Origin of the sequence: Blastococcus sp. CT_GayMR16, from assembly GCF_004570875.1 — a bacterium.
GTDB lineage: Bacteria > Actinomycetota > Actinomycetes > Mycobacteriales > Geodermatophilaceae > Blastococcus_B.
In genome coordinates, this window is sequence record NZ_SPQK01000002.1 from 1 (window position 1) to 19,482 (window position 19,482).

Consider the following 19,482-nt stretch of genomic DNA (forward strand, 5'->3'; position numbering starts at 1 on the left):
GGCGCCGGCCGCTGCGCCCCAGCAGCCGGCGCAGCAGCAACCGGCGGCCCCGCAGCAGCAAGCACCGCAACAGCAGCCCGCGCCCGCCCCCAAACCCGCCCCGGCACCCGCACCCGCACCCGCGCCGACGAAGGACGGGAACGGCTATCCCTGCCCGTGCCAGATCATCAACGGCGTCCTGACGAGCCTGACCGCGCCGGTGACCGGATCGCTCCCCAAGCTGCCGGGACTCTGACGGCCGCTAGGTTCGAGCGCATGAGCGCCCGCGACGACGTCTCCGAGATCTTCGACAGCTCGGCATGGCAGCCGGTGGACGGCTTCGACTTCGCCGACATCACCTATCACCGCGCCGTCGACGCCGGGGTCGTCCGGATCGCGTTCGACCGGCCCGAGGTGCGCAACGCGTTCCGCCCGCAGTCGGTCGACGAGCTGATCACCGCGCTGGAGCACGCCCGGCTCGCCACCGACGTCGGCTGCGTGATCCTCACCGGCAACGGCCCGAGCCCCAAGGACGGCGGCTGGGCCTTCTGCTCCGGCGGCGACCAGCGGGTGCGGGGGAAGTACGGCTACGAGCACGCGGCTGGCTCGAGCGGCCGGTTGCACATCCTCGAGGCGCAGCGGCTGATCCGGTTCATGCCCAAGGTCGTCATCTGCGTCGTCCCCGGCTGGGCGGCCGGTGGCGGGCACAGCCTGCACGTCGTCTCCGACCTGACGCTGGCCAGCGCCGAGCACGCCCGCTTCAAGCAGACCGACGCCGACGTCGGCAGCTTCGACGGCGGCTTCGGCTCGGCGTACCTGGCGCGTCAGGTCGGGCAGAAGTTCGCCCGCGAGATCTTCTTCCTCGGCGAGGAGTACTCCGCCGAGGACGCCCACCGCATGGGCATGGTCAACCGGGTCGTGCCGCACGCGGACCTCGAGGCCACGGCGCTGGACTGGGGGAAGCGGATCGTGGCCAAGAGCCCCACCGCCCAGCGCATGCTCAAGTACTCGTTCAACCTGATCGACGACGGTCTGGTCGGCCAGCAGATGTTCGCCGGGGAGACCACGCGGCTGGCGTACATGGCCGAAGAGGCCGTCGAGGGCCGGGACGCCTTCCTGGAGAAGCGCGATCCCGACTTCAGCCGCTTCCCGTGGCATGTCTGAGGGCCGTTATGGCCATAAAGGCCCCATGAGCATGAGGAGGTCGCCGTGATCGTCGAGGTGGTAGGTGGCGCGGAGGAGCGTCCAGAGGCGCGGGTCGTCGACGTCGACAACCTCACGTCGCTGCACCTGGCCCTGGGCGAGGTCACCGACGAGGAGGCCGCCGAGGTGCTCGAACGGGCCGGGCTCGGCCGGCTCAAGGACGCGGACACCGCGTTCCTGGACACCGCCGCCCTGCGGGCCGCCGCCGAACCGCGCGCCACGGCCGCCGACTGGTCGGCCCGGTGGGACTCCATGATCGGTCACGCGCGCGGCAAGGGGTGGCTGTCCGACGACGGCGCCAGCGTGCAGGTCCAGATCGAGAGCGCCGCGGGGGCCTGAGCGACGCGTGAACGGCACCCCCACCGACCGTCACTGACTTGAGATTGTCAACGGTTCCTCGGCCGGAGTCATTGTGGTCGCTCCACCGACGCGCCAGGATGTCGCGGTGCGTATGACCACGCGTCACGGAATCCCGTCATGACCGGGACACCCGGGCGGCCCCTCAGCAGCGAGCTGTCCGAGCAACTGATCTCGGTCGCCGTCGACATCCTCGCCGAGGAGGGGTGGGGTCGACTCAACAGCGACCGGATCGCTGCCCGTGCGCGAGCCGGGAAGGCGGGCATCTACCGCCGGTGGCCCACGATGGCGGCTCTTGCCCGGTCCGCGGTGAGCCGGTTCACGCTGGTCACGCCGCCGCCGGCCGGAGATTCGCTGCGCGAGGACCTCGTCGGTCTGGTGAGCCGGTGGACCGGGCCGCTGGACCGCGAGGAGCGAGCGGTGGCCAGCATCGTCGGCGCCGCCCGCCACGAGGAGGAGCTGCGCGCCGGCCTGGACGACGCACTGGTCCGGCCGCTCGCGTCGGCGGTCGCCGACATCGGTGCGCGCGCCGCCCAACGCGGGGAGTCGATCGACGTCAACCGGCTGGCCCTGCTCGGCTCGGTGCTCGAGGCGTTCTGGTGGCAGCGCTACACGGCGGCCGGAGACGGCGCCATGACCTCCGACCAGGTCGAACGCGTTGTGGACGACGTCCTGCTGCCGATCGCCACCCCGACGGCGCACGCGATCCAGCCGGAGCCTGCCCCGGTCTGAGCCCCTCAGCCCGCCCGGCGGACGGTTGCTTCGGGCCAGCCGGTGTCCGTCGGGAGCGCAGGTCCCGGGCCGTGGAGCACGTTCGCCGTGGTCTCCATCTCGCGGAGCAGCCGGTCGGCCAGGTCCATCACGGCCGCGGCGGACAGGTCGGGGTCGGCACCCCCCGTCACCCGGGGGCGCTGACCCACCACGAGTGAGCGGCCCGCCGCGAGCCAGACGGCTGCGATGAGTCTCGAGGCGGCGTCCGGGTCGGACGGACTGATGGCGTCGTCGGCGGACCAGGCCTCCAGCAGGGCCTGGCGCAGCTGCTCCTCGGACCGGTGGACCAGCCCGCGCTCGTAGGCCCGCAGTGCCTCCGAGGCGTCCAGCGTGGCGATGTAGCGGCGCCGCTCCGGGCAGCGCAGGGAGCCGACGAGCTCGGCCACCAGGTCCACCAGCTGCGACCGCAGTGCCGTCAGCGGCGCGACCGAGGCCTCGCGCAGGCGCACCGCCTGGGCGGGGGCGTCGACCCAGGGCGTGCGTCCGTCGAAGAAGAGGTCTTCCTTCGTCGCGAAGTGGTTGAACACCGTCTGGACGGCGACGTCGGACGCGCGGGCGATGTCGGCGATCGTGACGGCCTCGAAGCCGTTCTCGTCGAACAGTCGACGGGCGACCGACCGGATCAGCTCTCGGGTCAGTGCCTTTTTCCGTGCTCGACGGTCCGTCAGTTCACCCACCGTCGCAGCATAGCCACGGTCCGTGGTCGGCGCTGGATGACGGACGGACGAGTGCCGTTATTGCCCGTGTTGTCAGTGCCGGAGCGCGCCGACGGCCGTCCAGTCCTCGCTCACCGAGCGGGCCCACGCCTCCACCAGCACCCGCAGGTCGATGACGTCGAGGTCAGCGGCGACATCGGCGATCGTCGTCCGCCAGGCACCGGGGGTGCGTCCCGTCGCCGGCGCCACCTCGAGCGCCTCGAGCGCCGTCCGCAGGCGGTCCGGGTCGGCCGGGTCAGGGTGTTGAGCGTCATAGGCGGCGTCGGCAAGTCGGACCACCGTCGCGGCGCCCGCGTCCGGCCCCGCCTCCTCCCGCAGCCCGCGGAGGGTCACCTCGAACAGCCGCGTGCAGGACGTCGACGCACCGGGGTGGGACGGCGTGGTGTCCTCGGTCAGCCGGACCAGGACGGCGCCGCAGCCGGGGCAGGCCTCGGTCGGTTGGGGCGGATCGACGGGAGGCACCTCCCGATGGTGCCGCACCCGGGCCAGGGGCGCGGGTCGAGGGGTGGCCGTCGGCGGGCGACCGGGCCCAGGCAGCATGGTCGACCGGCCCACGGCCGACGAGACCGGCCCACGGCCGACGAGCAGAGGAAGGGAGCCGCCCCGTGCGGACGAGAGCAGCGGTCCTGCGTCAGGCGGAGACCGAGTACGAGATCGTCGACCTCGAGGTGCTGGACCCGGGGCCGGGCGAGGTGCTGGTCGAGATGGCGTACGCCGGCCTCTGCCACTCCGACGAGCACCTCCGGCACTCCAACCCCGGGGGGCGGTACCCCATCGTCGGCGGCCACGAGGGCTCCGCCGTCGTCCAGGCCGTCGGCCCCGGCGTGACCGGCGTCGCGCCCGGCGACCACGTCGTCACCAGCTTCCTGCCCGCCTGCGGGCACTGCCGGTTCTGTGCCGCCGGCCGGTCGAACCTCTGCGACAAGGGCGCCACCATCGCCAGCGGGCAGCTGCCGAGCGGCACGTTCCCCTTCCGGCTGGACGACGAGCCGCTGGGAGGGTTCTGCATGGTCGGCGCCTTCGCCGAGCACACCCTGCTCAGCGAGTTCTCCTGCGTGAAGATCGACCCCTGGATCCCGCTCGACACGGCCGCGCTGGTCGCCTGCAGCGTCCCGACCGGATGGGGCTCGGCGGTCTACTCCGGGGGCGTGCGGCCCGGGGACACGGTGTTCGTCGTCGGTCTCGGCGGCGTGGGTGCGAACGCGGTGCAGGGCGCGGTGCACGCCGGGGCGATGCACGTCGTCGGCGTCGACCCGGTCGCCCTGAAGCGGGAGTTCGCCGAGTCGGTGGGCGCCACGCACACCGTCGCGAGCGCCGACGAGGCGGCGGGACTGGCTCGTCAGCTGTCGCGCGGTACCGGCGCGGACGTCGTCATCGTCACGGTCGGGAAGATGTCGGCCGACGCGATGACCGGGGCGATGACGTGCCTGGGCAAGGGCGGCACGCTCGTGCTCACCGCCCTCGGGGATCGGGTCTCCGACGGCAACGTGACCCTGAGCGGGCAGCTGGCGACGGTCTTCGAGCAGCGCATCCAGGGCTCGCTGTTCGGCTCGTGCAACCCGTTCCGCGACATCCCGATGCTGCTGCGGCTGCACGAGGAGGGGCGGCTCGAGCTCGACCGGCTGATCACCCGGCGCTACTCGCTGGAGCAACTCAACGAGGGCTACCGCGACCAGGCGGCCGGCCTCACCGTGCGGGGCCTGCTCGAGCACGCCGCCGTCAGGAGCTCGTGAGGACGACGAGTCGCTGGGTCGCCCGGGTCATCGCGACGTAGCGGTCGACCGCGCCTTCGATGCCCGTGCCGAATTCGTCCGGGTCGACGAGGACGACCAGGTCGAACTCGAGACCCTTCGACAGCTCCGGGGTCAGCGACCGGACGCGGGCGGTCCCCCGGAAGGAGGGATCGCCGATGACGCAGGCGATCCCCTCGGCGTGCTCGGCGAGCCAGGTGTCGATGATCGTGCCCAGCTCCGACGCAGCCCCGTGCAGGACGGGGATGCCGCTGCTGCGGATGGAGGTCGGCACGTTGGCGTCGGGGAGCACGGCCCGGATGACGGGCTCGGCCTCGGCCATGACCTCTTCCGGCGTCCGGTAGTTGATGGTCAGCGACGCCAGGTGGATGTCACGTAGTCCGATCCGTTCCAGCCGTTCCCGCCACGACTCGGGAAACCCGTGCCGGGCCTGCGCGCGGTCGCCGACGACGGTGAAGCTGCCCGATGGACAGCGCAGCATCAGCATCTGCCACTCGGCGTCGGTCAACTCCTGGGCCTCGTCCACGACGATGTGCGCGAACGGGCCGGCGAGCACATCCGGGTCCGCGGTGGGCAGCGCGGCCTGGTCGACCAGGGCGTCCCTCAGGTCGCCGTGGCGGAGGCTCGTCATCAGCAGCAGCTCGGAGTCGTCGGCCGCGATCAGTTCGTCGATGACGCCGGCCATGCGGTCGCGTTCGAGGGCGGCCGCGGCCTCCGCCCGGCGCCTGCGCCGCGACGTCTCCGGGTCGCCGAGCCGCTGCCGTGCCGCGTCGAGCAGCGGCAGGTCGGGCACCGTCCAGGCCTGGGGGTCGGTGCGCTGCAGCGTCCGGACGTCGTCGGCGCTGAGCTCCGGAGCGCACATCCGCAGGTAGGCGGGCACCGACCAGAGGTCCCCGACGACGTCGGTCGCCTCGAGCAGCGGCCACGCCCGGTTGAAGACGGCGAGCAGCTCCCGGTTCTGCTGCAACGACTTCCGGAGCAGGTCGTCGTCCTCCTCGCCGTCGTAGGAGTCCACCAGGATCGTGAGGAGCTGCTCGAGGACCAGGTCGCGTGCCTCGTTGTGCGGGGTGCCCGGGTCGGGAGACGCGAACGCCTCGGCCCAGTCGGCGGCGCTCAGCCGGAGATCACCCGCGTCGGTCTCGACCGTCATCCCCGTGGCGGGCGGCTCCTCGTAGAACCGGGCCGCCGCCTCGATCACGGAGCCGACGGCCATGGACGACTTCAGGCGAGCGACGTCGGGGTCGATCTCGATGCCTGCGTCGCGCCCCTGGGGGACGAGGTCGCGCAGGGTCGCAGTCTGCACGCCCTCCTCCCCGAGGCTGGGAAGGACGTCGGAGACGTAGGCCAGGTAGGGCTGGCTCGGGCCGACGAACAGGACCCCGCCCCGGTGGTGACCCAGGCGCGGGTCGGAGTAGAGGAGGTAGGCGGTGCGGTGCAGGGCGACGACGGTCTTGCCCGTGCCGGGACCGCCGTCGACGACGAGGGCGCCGGCCGATCCCGCCCGGATGATGGCGTCCTGGTCGGCCTGGATGGTGCCGAGGACGTCGCGCATCCGGGCCGAGCGGTTGCTCCCCAGGCTGGCGATGAACGCGGACTGGTCGTCGAGCGCTGCGTTGCTCTCCAACGCCTCGATCCCCCCGAACTCATCACGGGCGAACACCTCGTCCCAGTAGTCGGTGACGCGGCCGCGGATCCAGCGGTACCTGCGGCGGCTCACCAAACCCATGGGGTTGGCGTGGGTCGCGCCGAAGAACGGCTCGGCCCCGGGCAGGCGCCAGTCGAGCAGCAGCTGGCGACCCGCCCTGTCGGTGAGCCCGAGGCGTCCGATGTACACCGGCTCGGGCTCGGCCGCGTGCACGATGCGGCCGAGGGACAGGTCGAGCCCGAAACGGCGCAGGATGCGCAGGCGGCCGGTCAGCCGGTGGATCTCCAGGTCCCGGTCCAGGGCTTCCTGGCCGATGCCGCCGGGCGTCCTGCGCTCGGCATCAAGCCGGTCGGTGAGGTCGGCGATCGACTGCGCGAGGCTCTCGGCGATGGCGGCGAAGTGCGCGTCGTCGGCGGCGATCAGGGTCGGATCCGCCTTGGTGGCGAGGCTGTCGGGAAGGTCGAACGCGCTGGTGGGAGGGGAAGTCACGGCATCAGCTCCGATCTGAGATGGGCGACCATAGACCGAAATTTTCGGGCTCATGAGCGACGCCGATTTCTGCTACACATGAGGTGGCGGAGAGGCGCGCAACCATTGCGCGGGCCCCGCCCCCCCGGACTCATGTGCACAAACCGCGCGAGCTGGGCAGCCTCCGCCCATGACTGAGCAGCGCATCGCCGTCCTCGATGTCGACGGCACCCTCGTCGACACCAACTACCAGCACGCGCTGGCCTGGTACCGGGCGTTCCGGTCGCTGGGGGAGACGTTCCCGATCTGGCGCATCCACCGGCTCATCGGCATGGGCGGCGACCAGCTCGTGGCCGCCCTCGGTGGGGACGTCGTCGAGGCCCGCATCGGCGACGAGGTGCGCGAACGCTGGGTCAAGGAGGCAGACCCGCTGATGGGCGAGGTCGCCCTGCTGCCCGGCGCCCGCGAGCTGATCCTGGCGCTCAAGGAGCGGGGGCACCGGGTGGTGCTGGCCAGCTCGGGCAAGCCGCACCACGTCGACCACGCGCTGGACATGCTCGACGTCCGGGACGTCGTCGACGGCTGGACGACGAGTGAGGACGTCGAGGAGACCAAGCCCGCGCCGGATCTCCTGCACGTGGCCCTGGAGAAGATCGGCGAGCCCACCGACGCCCCGAGCGTCGTCATCGGCGACTCGGTCTACGACGTGGAGGCGGCCAAGAACGCCGGGATGCCGGCGATCGTCGTCCGCTCCGGGGGATTCGGGGACGACGAACTGCGCGATGCCGGCGCGGTCGCCATCTACGACACCCCCGCCGACCTCACCGCGGCGCTGGACGACACCGATCTCGCCTGAGCGGAGGAGGCCGGGTCAGCTCGTCGGGGCGTCGCGACCCAGTCGGCGCAGCATCGCGTGCGGATTGTCGGTGACGGCGGCGTCGACGCCGAGCTCGCGGACGAGGTCCATGTCGGCGGCGGTGTTCACCGTCCACACGTGCACCTCCTTGCCGGCGGCGTGGGCGGCCGCGACGTAGTCCGGGTCCGAGCGGATCAGCGAGATGCCCGGCCCGACGGCCGTCGCGCTGCCCAGCAGGAGCTCCCGCCGGACGGGCCGCAGCCGCTTGCCGATGAGCTGCACGGTCGGCATCCCGGGGGCCAGGTCCGCCATCCGGCGCACCGCCAGCTGGGAGAAGCTCATCATCCGGACGGCGGGCTTCCCGGCCCACTCGACCGGCGTGCCGTTGCGGATCATGCCGAACCGCTCGAGGCAGGCGACGAGCGCCTCCTCCACCTTCCGGGCGTGCCGGGTCGGGTGCTTGGTCTCGATCGCCAGGCGCACTGTGCCGGGGCTGGCGCTGATGTACTCGAGCAGCCGCTCCAGGGTGAGCACCAGACCGCTCTCCACGTCGGGCTCGTCGTTGACGGCGGTGATCTCGTCACCGCCCCAGCGGCTGCGGGGAGACGACCGGCGGGCACCGAAGTGGAACTGCTCGAGCTCGTCGAGGTGCAGCGCGGACACGACGCCGCGGCCGTTCGACGTGGTGGCGATCCGCCGGTCGTGCACGCACACCAGGACACCGTCGCGGGTCATGCGCACGTCGCACTCGACGGCGTCGGCGCCGATCTCGGCGGCTCGGCGGTAGGCGGCGAGGGTGTGTTCGGGTGCCTCCGCGGTCGCGCCGCGGTGGGCGACGACCTCCGGACCGGTCACCGGAGCGGAACGGGAGCGACCGGCACGACGCGATCTTCCCCTGCCGGTCCGCGCCTCCGCGAGCGGGCCCGCCCCATCCGTCCCAGCGGCCACCCGCACCACCGTTCGACCGTCAGCCGACCATTCCCGCCCAGAGCGAGCGGTACTCGGGGACGGTCTCCATCGGGGGGCGCTCGTCCACGGCGACGGCGGTGCTGCGCGGGACGAAGCCCACCCCGTCGTGCCGGAACTGGGTGAGCAGGCCGCTCGCATCCGGCCCCCCGGCGCGGGTGAGGACGGCGGAGACCACCTGGGCGGCCATCGCCCCCAATGCCTCCTCGCCCTGCGACGTGTGCCGGCGGACGCCGAGGTCCACCTGTGCGAGCGAGCCGAGCCCGCCGAGCTCCAGCAGGTCGATGAGCAGCCCGATCTCCACCCCGTATCCGGAGACGAACGGCACCTGCTCCAGGGCGGAGCGGCGGCCGGCGTACTCACCGCCGAGGGGCTGGACGAAGCCGGCGAGCTCGGGCCACAGCGCGTTGAGCAGGGGCCGGGCGGTCAGCTCGGTGACCCGCCCGCCACCGGCAGGCTGCACCACGCCGTCGACCTCGAGCGGCCGCGTGTAGCAGCCCTTCACGTAGGCGACCTGGGGATCGGCCAGCAGCGGGCCGAGCAGGCCGGGCACGAAGTGGGCGACGTCGCCGAGCAGGTCGGCGTCGAGGAAGACGACCAGGTCGCCGGTGGTGGCGGCGAGTGACTTCCACAGCGCCTCGCCCTTGCCGGGGCGGGTGCCGTGCGCGGAGAGGACGTCGGTGGTCGCGACGACGTCGGCGCCGGCCGCCCGGGCGACGGCCGCGGTGTCGTCTGTGGAGTCGGAGTCCATGACCAGCAGCTCGTCGACCAGGGGCACCCGGCGCACCCACCGCTCGTGCAGGTCGGCCACCAGATCGCCGACCGTGGCGGCCTCGTTCCGCGCCGGGAGGACGACGCTGACCCGATGGCCACCGCGCCGCTTGGCCCGCAGCAGGGCATCGAGATCCAGCTCCGCCAGGGCAGCGGCGGACGTCGTCCGGTGCTCGAACCAGGCGCGGGCGTCGGGTCTCATCACCTCACTGTCGACCAGGATTGCCGAAACAGCCAGAACGGCCCGCGGAAATGCAATGCAGTTCACCTGTTCGTCACCGCCGTGCCGGCGACATACCCGCCGCAGGAAGCTTTCCGCCGGGCGCCCGCATCTTGCGCATTCCTTGCGGTTTCCCGGCGGTCGCCCTGCGGTTGACCCGTCAGAGTCGTCTCTGCAAGGCCAAGGGGGAAGTAGCCCGCCCAGGACCGAGGAGACCACGTGACGATCCGCACCGACGCCGCTCTCAGCCGCAGCGTCACCGGCGCGCGACTCGCCACCACGCTCGCGGTCCTGGGCGGCACCCTCGCCCTTGCCGGACTCGGCGCCTTCGGGAACCTGACGACCGGCCCCACCGACGGGAGCGTCCCCGGCATCGTGACCGTGGAGCTGTCGCAGGCGGTCACGACCCGGTAGGAACGGCGCATGGCCACCACGTTCGCCGACGTCGACGAGTACATCGCGGCACTGCCGGAGGACGTCCGGCCCCTGCTGGAGGGCATCCGGCGGTCGGTCCGCACGGTCGTGCCCGACGTCGGCGAGACGATCAGCTACGCGATGCCGACGTTTCTCCTCGACGGTCAGCCGCTGCTGCACGTCGCGGCCTGGAAGAAGCACATCGGCGTCTATCCGCTCCCGGCGATGGACGACGACCTCGCGCGCGACGTCGAGCCCTTCCGCGGTGCCAAGGACACCATGCGGCTGCCGCTGGACGCCGTTCCGTACGAACTCTTCGAGCGGGTGCTCGCGGCGATGCTGCAGCAGCGCCGGGCCGGCGTCGGCTGAGCTGCGCACGGCTCTCGCGCCGTTGCAGCCGCTCTCGCGGCGGGGCAACAGCGTGAATGCGGGGGAAGCACCGCAAGAGCGCGGGGACCGGACGGCGTCGGCTAACGGACCACGGGCGTCGCGAGCCCCAGCGGGCTCTCCTCGCCGATCGCGGCACCCTCGCCGGTGGGCTCCGGGTGGCCGAGGTCGGTGAGCCAGCCGCGCAGCACGCGGTGCAGGTGCTCCGCACCCACGATCTCGCCGGGCGGTGTCCATGCCCGCGGATGGGTCAGGAAGCCGAACTGCTGCGGCCCGCCCAGCCCGCCGTGGGAGCCGACGTGCGGCTCGAACGGCGAGGCCTCGTCGGTGTCGGGGTCGTACCGGCTGTTGATGACGACGTCGGCGCAGTGCGGGAAGGACGAGACGCGGGCGACCAGGTCGCGGGCGTGCTCGCCGTAGGGCAGCAGCGGGTCCTTCCCGATGACGACGCCGGACGCCAGCCGGTGCAGCCCCGAGCGGCCGAGCACGACCGGGCCGAATTCGTCGGAGTGCACCAGCAGGAAGCCGACGCCGTCATGGTCGACCAGCCCGGGCAGCAGGTCGGGCCAGTGCCGCTCGATCTCCTCGATCGACACCCGGCCCGGCAGATCGGCGAAGGACACCATCGCGGTGTGGCCGGACACCACGCAGACGACGCCGGGTGCCACCCGCGGCACCTCGCCGGCCTCCCCGGGGACGAGCTCGTGGTCGTGCCGGGAGTCCTGGGCGCGCTCGGCGCGCTGGCGCAGCCGCCGCGCGATGGGTCCGGCGCTCTCGCCGAGTGCGGCGGTCACCTGCCAGCCCTCCGTCGTCCGGCGGCTGTCCTTGGGCCCGGTCAGGTGTCGCTTGCGCGGCTCCACCGTCGAGCCGCACAACCGGCCGACCAGCTCCTCGATCGATTCCCCGAACCGGTCGGTGAACGCCCAGCCCTGGGTCTGGCCGTGGTCGGAGAGGACGACGAGGTGGTAGCGGCGCGGCGCCAGCGCGCTGGCGCGGTAGAGGCGGCCGAGCTGCTGGTCGATGCTGTGCAGCACCGCCAGGCTGTCGGCGCGCTCCAGCCCACCGTGGTGGGCGGCCTCGTCGTAGCCGAGGAAGTCGGCGTAGGCGACCGAGTGACCGGCCAGCATGTCCTCGAGCAGGGCGTAGACGACGACGTCGCGGGAGATCACCGTGACCCCGGGCCGGGCCAGCGGGTAGATGCCGCCGCGGGACACCCGGGGGCGGACGTCGTCGCGGCGCTCGCGGGCGGCCGCGGACAGTTCGCGGAGGATGTCGACGGCCGAGACGCCGATGGTGCGGATGGCGTTCACCGGGCTGGCGAAGTACGCGTAGTAGCCCGAGCCGACCCGGTCGCGGGTGCGCCGCGTCCGCCGGGAGCCCGCGGGGACGACGTGGGACAGGGAGCTCATCGTGAGGCTGATGTGCGCGGCGTCGCCGGTGAACAGGTTGCCGCGGCTGGCGCCGTCACCGGCGAGCAGGCCGCGGCCGTCGGAGTGCCGGCGCTCGACCTCCGCGGCGTCGACGGGGTGGGAGACGCGGGTGATGTGGTCGCGGTCCTTCTCGTACCAGCGGAACCCGAGGATGTCGTGGTTGGAGCCGTGCAGGATGCCGCTGACGGCGGCGCCGGTCTGCGAGCTCCAGTCGGTGTGCCAGGAGGTCATCGTGTGGCTGCCGGCGCGCAGCCAGGCGGCGAGGTTCGGCATCGAGCCGTCGCGGACGGCGCGACGGGCGGTGTCGTAGGAGAGCGCGTCGATCTGCAGGAACAGCACGCCGGGGGGCCGCTCGCCGTCGCCGTCCGTCGCGCGGGCCTTGCGCCGGGCCCGGCGGAAGAAGAGCTCGTCGGAGTCGACGGCGAGCAGGCTGCTGACCACTCCCGACACCGCGGAGAGCACGACGGCGACCACCACCGCGACGCCGAGGTCGGCGACGTAGACGCCGGGGACGGCGAAGGACAGCGCGAGCACAGCGGCGCCGAAGAGCAGGAAGCTGCTCAGGCCGAGGGTGAAGAGCGCGACCGGCAGCGCCACCCGCATGACCAGCGGCCACGCCACGGCGCTGAGCAGGCCGAGGAGCAGGGCCATGACCGGGGCCTGCCACCACGAGGGGACGGCGAACCCGTCGAGCCAGTTGCTGAGCGCGACCAGCGCACCGGTGACGGCGGCCCAGGTGATGACCACGCGGGCGACGGTGCGACCGGTCCGCAGGAGCCGGCCGTGCGTGGCGGGACCGGTCACGTCGACTCGCAGCGTTCCGGGGTCGTCTGCTCGACGGGGGTGGCGTGCCGCCGGCGCCGGGCGCTCACCAGGTTCAGCACCGCGCCGATCACGAGGATCAGCAGCGTCGCCAGGAGGGTGGCCAGCAGCGGGGAGTCGAAGATGCCGCCGCTGAGGACGCCGAGCAGCGCGTAGGCGATGGCCCAGAGCAGCGCCGCGAGGGTCGCGGCAGGAACCAGCCGCCGCCACGGGTAGGCGAGCGCGCCCGCGGCCAGCAGCACGGGGATGCGGCCGGCGGGCAGCAGCCGGCCGACGACGATGATCTGCCAGCCGTGCCGCCGGAACTGGTCGCGCACCTCGTCGATGCGCTCGGTGTGCTGCCCGCGGGCGATCCAGCGCACCGCTGACGGCCCGCCGAACCGGCAGATGGCGAAGGTGACGAGGTCGCCGGCCAGCGCGGCGGCGGTGGCGACGAGCACCACCGCCGGGAGCGACAGGTGGTCGGTGGTCGTCGCGACGGCGGCCCCGGCGCCCACCACGGCGCCGGTCGGCACCACCGGCAGGATCGAGCCGAGGAGCACCAGCCCGAAGAGCAGCGGGTAGCCGATGTCGGACCCGTCGGTCCAGGCCGACGCCAGCAGGTCGGTGCTCATGCCGCGGCCGCCGGGGCGGTGAGGACGACGGGCTGCCCGGGGTCGGTGACGACGACGCGGGCGTCGAGCCCGCGGGCGGTGACCTCGGCGGCGAAGGAGCGTGGTGGGTCGACCAGCAGCCGGCGCATCCGGCCGCGCAGCGGAGTGGGCAGCGAGGTCAGTCCGGCGACGGCGAGGGTGCCCCAGTGGACCGGGACGACGATCCTCGGGCGGATCAGCGCGGTGGCGTCGGCCGCGGTGACCGGATCGAGGTGGCCGGGCCCGAGATTGGGGCCCCAGCCCCAGACGGGCAGCAGCGCGACGTCGACGGCCCGCTTCGCCAGCACGGCCATCCCCTCGAACAGCCCGGTGTCTCCGCTGAAGTAGACGGAACTGCCGGCACCCTCCAGCAGGTAGCCCAGCGACTCGGTGGCCGGGCCGTGGGTGAGCCGCGGGCCGAGCCGGTGCCCGCTGTGCTCGGCGCGGACGCCGGTGATGTGCAGGCCGCCGTCGGTCAGGGTCTCGCCCGCGGAGAGCTCACTCACGTTCGGGAAGCCGCGGCCGCGCAGCCACGCACCGGCGCCGCGCGGCACGACGATCCGCGTGCTCGGGCCGACGGTGCGCAGCGAGGGCAGGTGCAGGTGGTCGCCGTGCAGATGGCTGATCACGACGACGTCGACCCCGGCCCAGGTGGCGGGATCGGGGAGCGGCACGACGCGGCGCAGCAGCCCGACCGTGTCGGCGAGCAGGGGGTCGGTGAGCACGGTGCGCCCGGCCAGCTCGACGCGGACCGTCGAGTGGCCCAGGAAGTGCAGGTCGGGGCGCGCCACGCCGCCAGTATCGGCGTGCCCGCGGACAGTTCCTACGGATGGCCGTCCCTCTGGGGGTCTGCGGCGCAGAAATGGGGGAGAACCCCGACCGCTCACCCCGGAGTTGATCATCGGATGTGTGTTCGCGGCAGGGCGCGCCACGTGCCGACGCGCCGCGCGAGGGGGCACGCGGGCGATGATCAACTCGGAAAGGACGGCGTCACGCCGCGGGGACCGGGTCGCCGCCGGAGACGAGCTCGGCCAGTTCCTCGACGGTGAGGTCGTGCGGCTCGCTGCGGCCGTGCATCAGGTCCATGCCCGAGGCGATGACGCCCTCGCGCAGTTCGGGCGTGCCGACACCGCCGGCGATGCTGACCAGGTCGAGGCTCGCGGCCGTCCGCGCGATCATGCCGAGCACGAGCAGCGCCCGGGAGGTGTCGTCGCGGGGGGCCAGCGCGGACAGGTCGACGCGGACGACGTCGAGGGAGATGCGGGCCAGCAGCGCGAAGATGCTGTGGCCCATGCCGTAGTTGTCCAGGCACAGGCGGACGCCGGTGCGGCGCGCGGCCTCGAGCTCCGGCACCAGGGCGGCCGACGACGTCAGCAGGGTCTCCTCGGTGAAGGAGAGCGCGAGGCGGGAGGGGGCGAGGCCGGCGCCCTCGAGCGCGGCCGCGACCTCTGCGGCCAGGCCGTCGGGGTGCACGTGGCCGGCGGGGAGGCTGACGGCCACGGTGATGCGGTCGTCGTCCAGGCTCGCGACCTCCAGGCATGCCTGGCGGAGCAGCCAGCGCTGCAGGGCTGCCGAGCGACCCTGCCGTTCGGCGGCCGACCACAGCTCCATGCCGCGGACCGTGCCGTGGACGGCGTGCTGCCACACGGGGACGGCGTGCACCATCCCGATACGTCCCGTCGCGTCGCAGGCGGCGTCGAGCCGGAGCTGGAGCACGCCCTCGTCGACGACGGCGGCGAGGTCGGCGTCCGGGATGACGATGTGGGTGGACTCCTCGTGGTGGGCCAGCCGCACGCAGCCCTTGCCGGCCTGCTTGGCCGCACGCAGCGCCTCGTCGGCCTCGCGGAAGGCGAGCTGGCCGCCGGCGACGCCGAGTTCGGCGACACCCACGCTGGCGCCGACGGCGAAGGCCCACTCGTTGGTGCGGTGCGGCATGCCGAGGACGTCGACGACGCGCTGGGCGACGTCCTCGGCCTCGATGATCGAACCGGTGACGAGGACGGCGAACTCGTCGCCGCCGAGGCGGGCGACCAGGTCGTCCTCGCGGACGACGGTGTTGAGCCGGCGGGCGACCTCGACCAGGAGCTGGTCGCCGGCCTCGTGCCCGGCCTCGTCGTTGACGGCCTTGAAGCCGTCGAGGTCGAGCACCAGCAGGCAGCGCTCCTCGAGCGAGGGCGAGGCCATCTCCTGGAACAGCATCGCGCGGTTGGGCAGCGCGGTGAGGTGGTCGGTGTAGGCCATCCGCTCGAGCTCGCGCTCGCGGCGGCGGCGCTTGGTGACGTCGCGCAGGTAGAGCACGCGGCGGCCACTGCCCGGGCGCTCGGTCGAGGTGGCCTCGACCTCGCGGGGGGCACCGTCGCCCTGGCGGACGCGGAAGTGCAGCGGCGGTCCGTCCCCGGCGGGGTGGTCCAGGGTCGTCGTCCGCACGGCGTCGCAGTCGTCGGGGTCGACGAGGTCGAGCAGGCTGACCTCGGTGTCGTCCGTGGCGCCGTCGAGACCCAGCAGGCTCCGGGCGGCGGGCGAGGTGAACAAGAGCCGGAAGTCGCGGTCCATGATCGCGATGCCGTCGGAGCTGGACTCGATGAGCCCGCGGAAGTCCTCCTCGCTGCGGACGAGGTCCTCGGTGACCCGGCCGTCCTCGCGGATCCGCAGCACCAGGCGCAGACCCATGAGGCCGAAGACGATCGCGCAGCCGATCTCGGCGCCGGCGGAGAGCGGCTCGCCCCACCACAGGCTCAGGCCAATGGTGAGCGGGAGGCTCAGGGTGGCGGCCAGGACGAGCAGGATGCCCAGCGGGGTCACCTGAGGAGCCCCGGCGCGGGCGCTGTGGTCGGAGAAGCGGTTCGGCGCGAAGCCGGCCGCGATCACCACGGTCACGAGGCCCAGCGCGACGGACACGTCGGAGCCGGCGGTCCACACCCAGGACGGCGAGATGATCGCCATCGCCTCGAAGCAGGCGGCCGCGGCCTGCCACGCGACGGCGCCGATCATGATGCTGACCGAGCGGCGGAGCGCGGCGGTGGAGACGGTGCACAGGGCGCCGGCGCCACCGAGCATCACGGCCGCGTAGCCGCCGTAGGCGAGCACGAGGGAGCGCAGGTCGTCCGGGGCGCCGACGGGGTTGATCAGCGGCGTGCGGAGAACCTCGGTGACCACCAGGAGCGCGGTGGCGATGACCGCGCCGTCGACGACCAGGGCCGGCCAGCGGGTGCGGCTGACCCGGCGGGCGAGGAGCGCGCAGGTGACCAGGGGCGTGGAGGCGCCGAGGAAGACGAGGACGTCGTCCACACCGAAGCCGTCGAACTCGGGACCCGGGAAGAACCCGGCCAGCCACTGGGCGAGCGTGAACATCGACGCGCCCACACCCATGGCGCGCCAGGGCCGCGCTGCCTGCGGCGTCATGTGGCGGGTCAGCCGGAAGAGCGTCCAGGCCGAGCTGGCGGCCACGGCGCCCAGGACGAGTTCGTCCCACTGCATGCCGGTGCCGTCGGGCGCGCTGAACGGGACGGCGAGGGCCAGTCCGATCAGGGCCAGAGGCACGGTCCAGCGGACCTCGGGGGGAATGCGGCTCAGGAAGGTCATGACGGCATCGCCGCCGATTGTGCAGGGGCCTCGGCCGCTGTGGTCGGAACCGGGGCGGGCAGTTCGACCCAGGCCTCCCAGGCGCCGTCGGCGAGCTGCTCGGCCTCGAGCGGCCGGGAGAAGACGTAGCCCTGAAGAAAGCGGTGGCCCATGTCCCGTAGCAGGTTCAGGACGGCGGGGTTGGTGACGCCCTCGACGATGACCGGAAGGCCGAGGCTGGAGCCCAGGTGGAGCACCGCCCGGCACATGGCGCGGCGGGCCGGGTCGTGCTCGACGTTGGACAGGAAGTACTGGTCCATCTTGAGCACGTCGACGGGCATGCCGACGAGGTAGGCCAGCGACGACCAGCCGGTACCGAAGTCGTCGATGGCGATGCGGACGCCGAGCTGGCGCAGGACGGTGAGGTCCTCCAGCACGTGGGAGTCGTCGAGCAGGACCGATTCGGTGATCTCGACGATCAGCCGGGACGACGGCAGGCCGCTGGTCTCCAGGGCGCTGATCACGTCGGGGACGAGCTCGCCGCTGCGCACCTGGCGCGCGGAGACGTTGACCGCAACCCCGAGGTCGGTGTCGCCGAGCGCGGCGATGGTGGCGCAGGCCTCGCGGAGCACCCAGCGGCCGAGCTCGGTGATCAGCGGGGATTCCTCGGCGAGCGGCACGAACTCGGTGGGGGAGACCTCGCCGAACACCGGATGCCGCCAGCGCAGCAGCGCCTCGACGGAGACGGTGCGGTGCATGACGACGTCGACGACGGGCTGGAAGACCAGGCGCAGCTCGCCGCGGCTCAGCGCGCCGTCGAGGTCGGTGCGCAGGGCGTCGCGGCGGTCCTGCTCGATGCGCAGGGCGTCGAGGTAGCGGTGGACGGCGCCGGGGCCGGCGTTACGGGCGCTGCGGAGGGCGAGGTCGCCGCGGCGCAGCGCCTCACCGGTGTCGACGTCGGCCAGCAGCGCGGTGACGCCGGCGACGGCGGTGAGATGGAGGGTGCCGCCGGGGATCGGCAGCGGTCCGACGGCGGCGACCAGGCGGGCGGCCACGGTCTCGGCGTCGGCGATCGTCCCGTCGACCAGGACGACGAAATCGCCGTCCTTGCCGCGGGCCAGCCAGTCCTCGCCGCGCAGGGCACGGGTGAGCCGGCCGGTGAGGGAGCGCAGGACGGCGGCCTCGGCGTCCGGGGTGAGCACCTCGGAGGCGAGGCCTTCGACGCCGACGAGGGCGAGGGCGAAGGGGCGGCCGGCCTCGCGCTGCACGGCGCCGAGCCGGCGGACGAGCGCGGCGCGGTTGGGCAGCCCGGTGACCGGGTCGGTGAGGGAGAGCTCGGCCAGCTCGGGGTCGAAGCCCGGCGCGGGGACGCGGGCGGTGACGTCGCGGCAGTACAGGACGAGCGCACCGACGTCGGGGTCGGTGCGCAGGTCGCGGACGGTGGCCTGGATCAGTCGCCAGCGGCCGTCGGCGTGCTGGACGCGGGCGGTGCGGACGGCGAAGTCGGTGCCGTCGGTCAGCGGCGAGTTCAGCGCCCCGACGAGGGAGGCCCGGTCGTCGGGGTGGACGCGGCCGGTGACCGGCTCGCCGATCATGCGGGCGGCGTCGAGGCCGAGGAGTTCGGCGGCGGACTCGGAGGCGAAGGTGACGCGGAGCGTGTCGTCGAGGATGACGACGGGATCGACGCTGCTCTTCACCAGCGTGCGGAACGAGGACTGGCTGCGGTGCAGGTCGCCGGCCAGGGAGCGCTGGCGGACGTAGAGGGCGGCCTGGAAGGTGACGGGGACAGCGATCCCGGCCAGTGCGAACAGCAGGCGGAGGGCGGTGCTGCCCGCCAGGACGACGCCCAGGACGGCGCAGACGGAGATGACCAGTACGGGGACGGCGAGGAGCCCGGCGCGCCCAGTTCGGGGCGCGGCGGGGTACGCAGCCGCGGGCTGCCCCAGTACGGGGGCGGTGGTCACGTGATCTAGATCGGGATTCGGGGCCTTTACCTGCAGCATCGTTATCGTTCCGTCACCCATCGGGGTGAACGGCCGCCGGATGTGTGATTACGCGGACCGTCCCGCGAACCGTTTCCGTCTCGACGTGGCGCGGCTGGGTCAGGATGCGCCCGTGGTGGCCGCGATCGTGCTCGTCGGGCTCGTGCTGGCGGCCGGCCTGAGCGGAATGTTCAGGATGGTCGGTGTCGCGGTGCTGGCCGCCGTGTCACTCCTCTGGCTGGTGGTCAACGGCCCGATGGAGGGACCGGTGCTGGTCACGGTCACCGCGGCCCACGGCGTCACCGGTGCCGACCTCGCCGGCTTCGCGGGTCTGGCGCTCGCGACCTATCGGGCCCTCGCCGTCCGGCGGATCCGCATCGGAGGTAGCTAGTGCCGCCACCGCCAACCTTTGCCCCCTTCGGGTCAGCCCTGGCCATACGAGGTGCCGACAGCATGTGCGGCACCTCGAGGCTGCGATCGGTGTCTCGCCGCCCCGCTCTTGCGGCATCGCCCTTGCTCTTGCGCCGTTGCACCGCCGCAAGAGCAAGGGC

Annotated in this window: 19 protein-coding genes; 9 read left to right on the forward strand and 10 right to left on the reverse strand. The window is 73.2% G+C overall.

Features of this window, described 5'->3' with window-relative positions:
* From E4P38_RS23125 to E4P38_RS02510, 4 genes are all read left to right on the forward strand, one after another.
* The coding region (locus tag E4P38_RS23125) for a hypothetical protein (RefSeq protein ID WP_209308905.1) at window positions 1–235 on the forward strand (235 nt) is incomplete at its 5' end.
* Window positions 236–255: 20 nt separating this feature from the next.
* Complete coding sequence (locus tag E4P38_RS02500; RefSeq protein WP_135130157.1) at window positions 256–1,143, forward strand: 1,4-dihydroxy-2-naphthoyl-CoA synthase; 888 nt, start codon at window positions 256–258, stop codon at window positions 1,141–1,143.
* A gap of 45 nt (window positions 1,144–1,188) precedes the next feature.
* On the forward strand, window positions 1,189–1,521 hold the full coding sequence (locus tag E4P38_RS02505; RefSeq protein ID WP_135130158.1) for a hypothetical protein: 333 nt from the start codon (window positions 1,189–1,191) through the stop codon (window positions 1,519–1,521).
* Window positions 1,522–1,659: 138 nt separating this feature from the next.
* Window positions 1,660–2,271 carry a TetR-like C-terminal domain-containing protein gene (locus E4P38_RS02510; protein ID WP_135130159.1) on the forward strand — a complete coding sequence of 204 codons (612 nt, stop codon included), beginning with the start codon at window positions 1,660–1,662 and terminating at the stop codon, window positions 2,269–2,271.
* A gap of 5 nt (window positions 2,272–2,276) precedes the next feature.
* Here the strand turns inward: E4P38_RS02510 and E4P38_RS02515 are convergent, their stop codons facing one another.
* Together E4P38_RS02515 and E4P38_RS02520 are read right to left on the reverse strand one after the other, a co-directional pair.
* Window positions 2,277–2,987, reverse strand: coding sequence for a TetR/AcrR family transcriptional regulator (locus tag E4P38_RS02515; RefSeq protein ID WP_135130160.1), 711 nt, complete (start codon window positions 2,985–2,987; stop codon window positions 2,277–2,279).
* 72 nt (window positions 2,988–3,059) lie between these two features.
* Window positions 3,060–3,488, reverse strand: coding sequence for a DUF5946 family protein (locus tag E4P38_RS02520; RefSeq protein WP_135130161.1), 429 nt, complete (start codon window positions 3,486–3,488; stop codon window positions 3,060–3,062).
* A 143-nt stretch (window positions 3,489–3,631) separates the two neighbouring features.
* On the opposite strand from E4P38_RS02520, the gene E4P38_RS02525 reads away from it, so the two are divergent.
* The gene (locus E4P38_RS02525; RefSeq protein WP_135130162.1) at window positions 3,632–4,759 is read left to right on the forward strand and encodes an NDMA-dependent alcohol dehydrogenase; all 1,128 of its coding nucleotides are present in this window, start codon (window positions 3,632–3,634) and stop codon (window positions 4,757–4,759) included.
* Here E4P38_RS02525 and helR read toward each other — a convergent pair.
* Window positions 4,746–6,911: an RNA polymerase recycling motor ATPase HelR gene (helR, locus tag E4P38_RS02530; protein ID WP_135130163.1), complete on the reverse strand. Its 2,166-nt coding sequence runs from the start codon at window positions 6,909–6,911 to the stop codon at window positions 4,746–4,748. The two genes, E4P38_RS02525 and helR, sit on opposite strands and share 14 nt — an antisense overlap.
* Window positions 6,912–7,080: 169 nt before the next feature.
* Between helR and E4P38_RS02535 the strand changes: the two genes are divergently transcribed.
* Window positions 7,081–7,746: an HAD family hydrolase gene (locus E4P38_RS02535; RefSeq protein ID WP_135130164.1), complete on the forward strand. Its 666-nt coding sequence runs from the start codon at window positions 7,081–7,083 to the stop codon at window positions 7,744–7,746.
* 15 nt (window positions 7,747–7,761) lie between these two features.
* Here the strand turns inward: E4P38_RS02535 and E4P38_RS02540 are convergent, their stop codons facing one another.
* Both E4P38_RS02540 and E4P38_RS02545 read right to left on the reverse strand, forming a co-directional pair.
* Complete coding sequence (locus tag E4P38_RS02540) at window positions 7,762–8,601, reverse strand: glycerophosphodiester phosphodiesterase family protein (protein ID WP_135130165.1); 840 nt, start codon at window positions 8,599–8,601, stop codon at window positions 7,762–7,764.
* 112 nt (window positions 8,602–8,713) lie between these two features.
* Window positions 8,714–9,685 carry a glucosyl-3-phosphoglycerate synthase gene (locus E4P38_RS02545; RefSeq protein ID WP_135130166.1) on the reverse strand — a complete coding sequence of 324 codons (972 nt, stop codon included), beginning with the start codon at window positions 9,683–9,685 and terminating at the stop codon, window positions 8,714–8,716.
* A gap of 237 nt (window positions 9,686–9,922) precedes the next feature.
* Between E4P38_RS02545 and E4P38_RS02550 the strand changes: the two genes are divergently transcribed.
* Together E4P38_RS02550 and E4P38_RS02555 are read left to right on the forward strand one after the other, a co-directional pair.
* The gene (locus E4P38_RS02550) at window positions 9,923–10,117 is read left to right on the forward strand and encodes a hypothetical protein (protein ID WP_135130167.1); all 195 of its coding nucleotides are present in this window, start codon (window positions 9,923–9,925) and stop codon (window positions 10,115–10,117) included.
* 9 nt (window positions 10,118–10,126) lie between these two features.
* Complete coding sequence (locus E4P38_RS02555; RefSeq protein ID WP_135130168.1) at window positions 10,127–10,486, forward strand: DUF1801 domain-containing protein; 360 nt, start codon at window positions 10,127–10,129, stop codon at window positions 10,484–10,486.
* Window positions 10,487–10,587: 101 nt separating this feature from the next.
* On the opposite strand, the gene E4P38_RS02560 is transcribed toward E4P38_RS02555, so the two are convergent.
* The 5 genes from E4P38_RS02560 to E4P38_RS02575 all read right to left on the reverse strand — a co-directional run bounded on the left by E4P38_RS02560 (window position 10,588) and on the right by E4P38_RS02575 (window position 18,913).
* Complete coding sequence (locus E4P38_RS02560) at window positions 10,588–12,738, reverse strand: phage holin family protein (protein ID WP_167760413.1); 2,151 nt, start codon at window positions 12,736–12,738, stop codon at window positions 10,588–10,590.
* Complete coding sequence (locus E4P38_RS22740; RefSeq protein WP_167760414.1) at window positions 12,735–13,370, reverse strand: VTT domain-containing protein; 636 nt, start codon at window positions 13,368–13,370, stop codon at window positions 12,735–12,737. The genes E4P38_RS02560 and E4P38_RS22740 overlap by 4 nt, the downstream gene beginning before the upstream one ends.
* Entirely contained in the window at window positions 13,367–14,179 is an 813-nt protein-coding gene (locus tag E4P38_RS02565) for an MBL fold metallo-hydrolase (protein ID WP_167760415.1), read from the reverse strand. Before E4P38_RS02565 ends, E4P38_RS22740 begins: the two co-directional genes overlap by 4 nt.
* Window positions 14,180–14,378: 199 nt before the next feature.
* Complete coding sequence (locus E4P38_RS02570) at window positions 14,379–16,970, reverse strand: diguanylate cyclase (protein WP_135130169.1); 2,592 nt, start codon at window positions 16,968–16,970, stop codon at window positions 14,379–14,381.
* The gene (locus E4P38_RS02575; RefSeq protein WP_167760416.1) at window positions 16,967–18,913 is read right to left on the reverse strand and encodes a GGDEF domain-containing phosphodiesterase; all 1,947 of its coding nucleotides are present in this window, start codon (window positions 18,911–18,913) and stop codon (window positions 16,967–16,969) included. Before E4P38_RS02575 ends, E4P38_RS02570 begins: the two co-directional genes overlap by 4 nt.
* Before the next feature lie 124 nt (window positions 18,914–19,037).
* Between E4P38_RS02575 and E4P38_RS02580 the strand changes: the two genes are divergently transcribed.
* Window positions 19,038–19,322 (forward strand): hypothetical protein, encoded by a 285-nt coding sequence (locus E4P38_RS02580; protein WP_135130171.1) that lies wholly within the window; start codon window positions 19,038–19,040, stop codon window positions 19,320–19,322.
* Window positions 19,323–19,482 lie beyond the last annotated feature (160 nt).

Excerpts from the sequence above, each read along its gene's own strand:
- E4P38_RS02500 (WP_135130157.1), top strand. The coding sequence starts at position 256 with ATGAGCGCCCGCGACGACGTCTCCGAGATCTTCGACAGCTCGGCATGG.
- E4P38_RS02510 (WP_135130159.1), top strand. The coding sequence starts at position 1,660 with ATGACCGGGACACCCGGGCGGCCCCTCAGCAGCGAGCTGTCCGAGCAA.
- E4P38_RS02535 (WP_135130164.1), top strand. The coding sequence starts at position 7,081 with ATGACTGAGCAGCGCATCGCCGTCCTCGATGTCGACGGCACCCTCGTC.
- E4P38_RS02545 (WP_135130166.1), bottom strand. The coding sequence starts at position 9,685 with ATGAGACCCGACGCCCGCGCCTGGTTCGAGCACCGGACGACGTCCGCC.
- E4P38_RS02555 (WP_135130168.1), top strand. The coding sequence starts at position 10,127 with ATGGCCACCACGTTCGCCGACGTCGACGAGTACATCGCGGCACTGCCG.
- E4P38_RS22740 (WP_167760414.1), bottom strand. The coding sequence starts at position 13,370 with ATGAGCACCGACCTGCTGGCGTCGGCCTGGACCGACGGGTCCGACATC.
- E4P38_RS02570 (WP_135130169.1), bottom strand. The coding sequence starts at position 16,970 with ATGACCTTCCTGAGCCGCATTCCCCCCGAGGTCCGCTGGACCGTGCCT.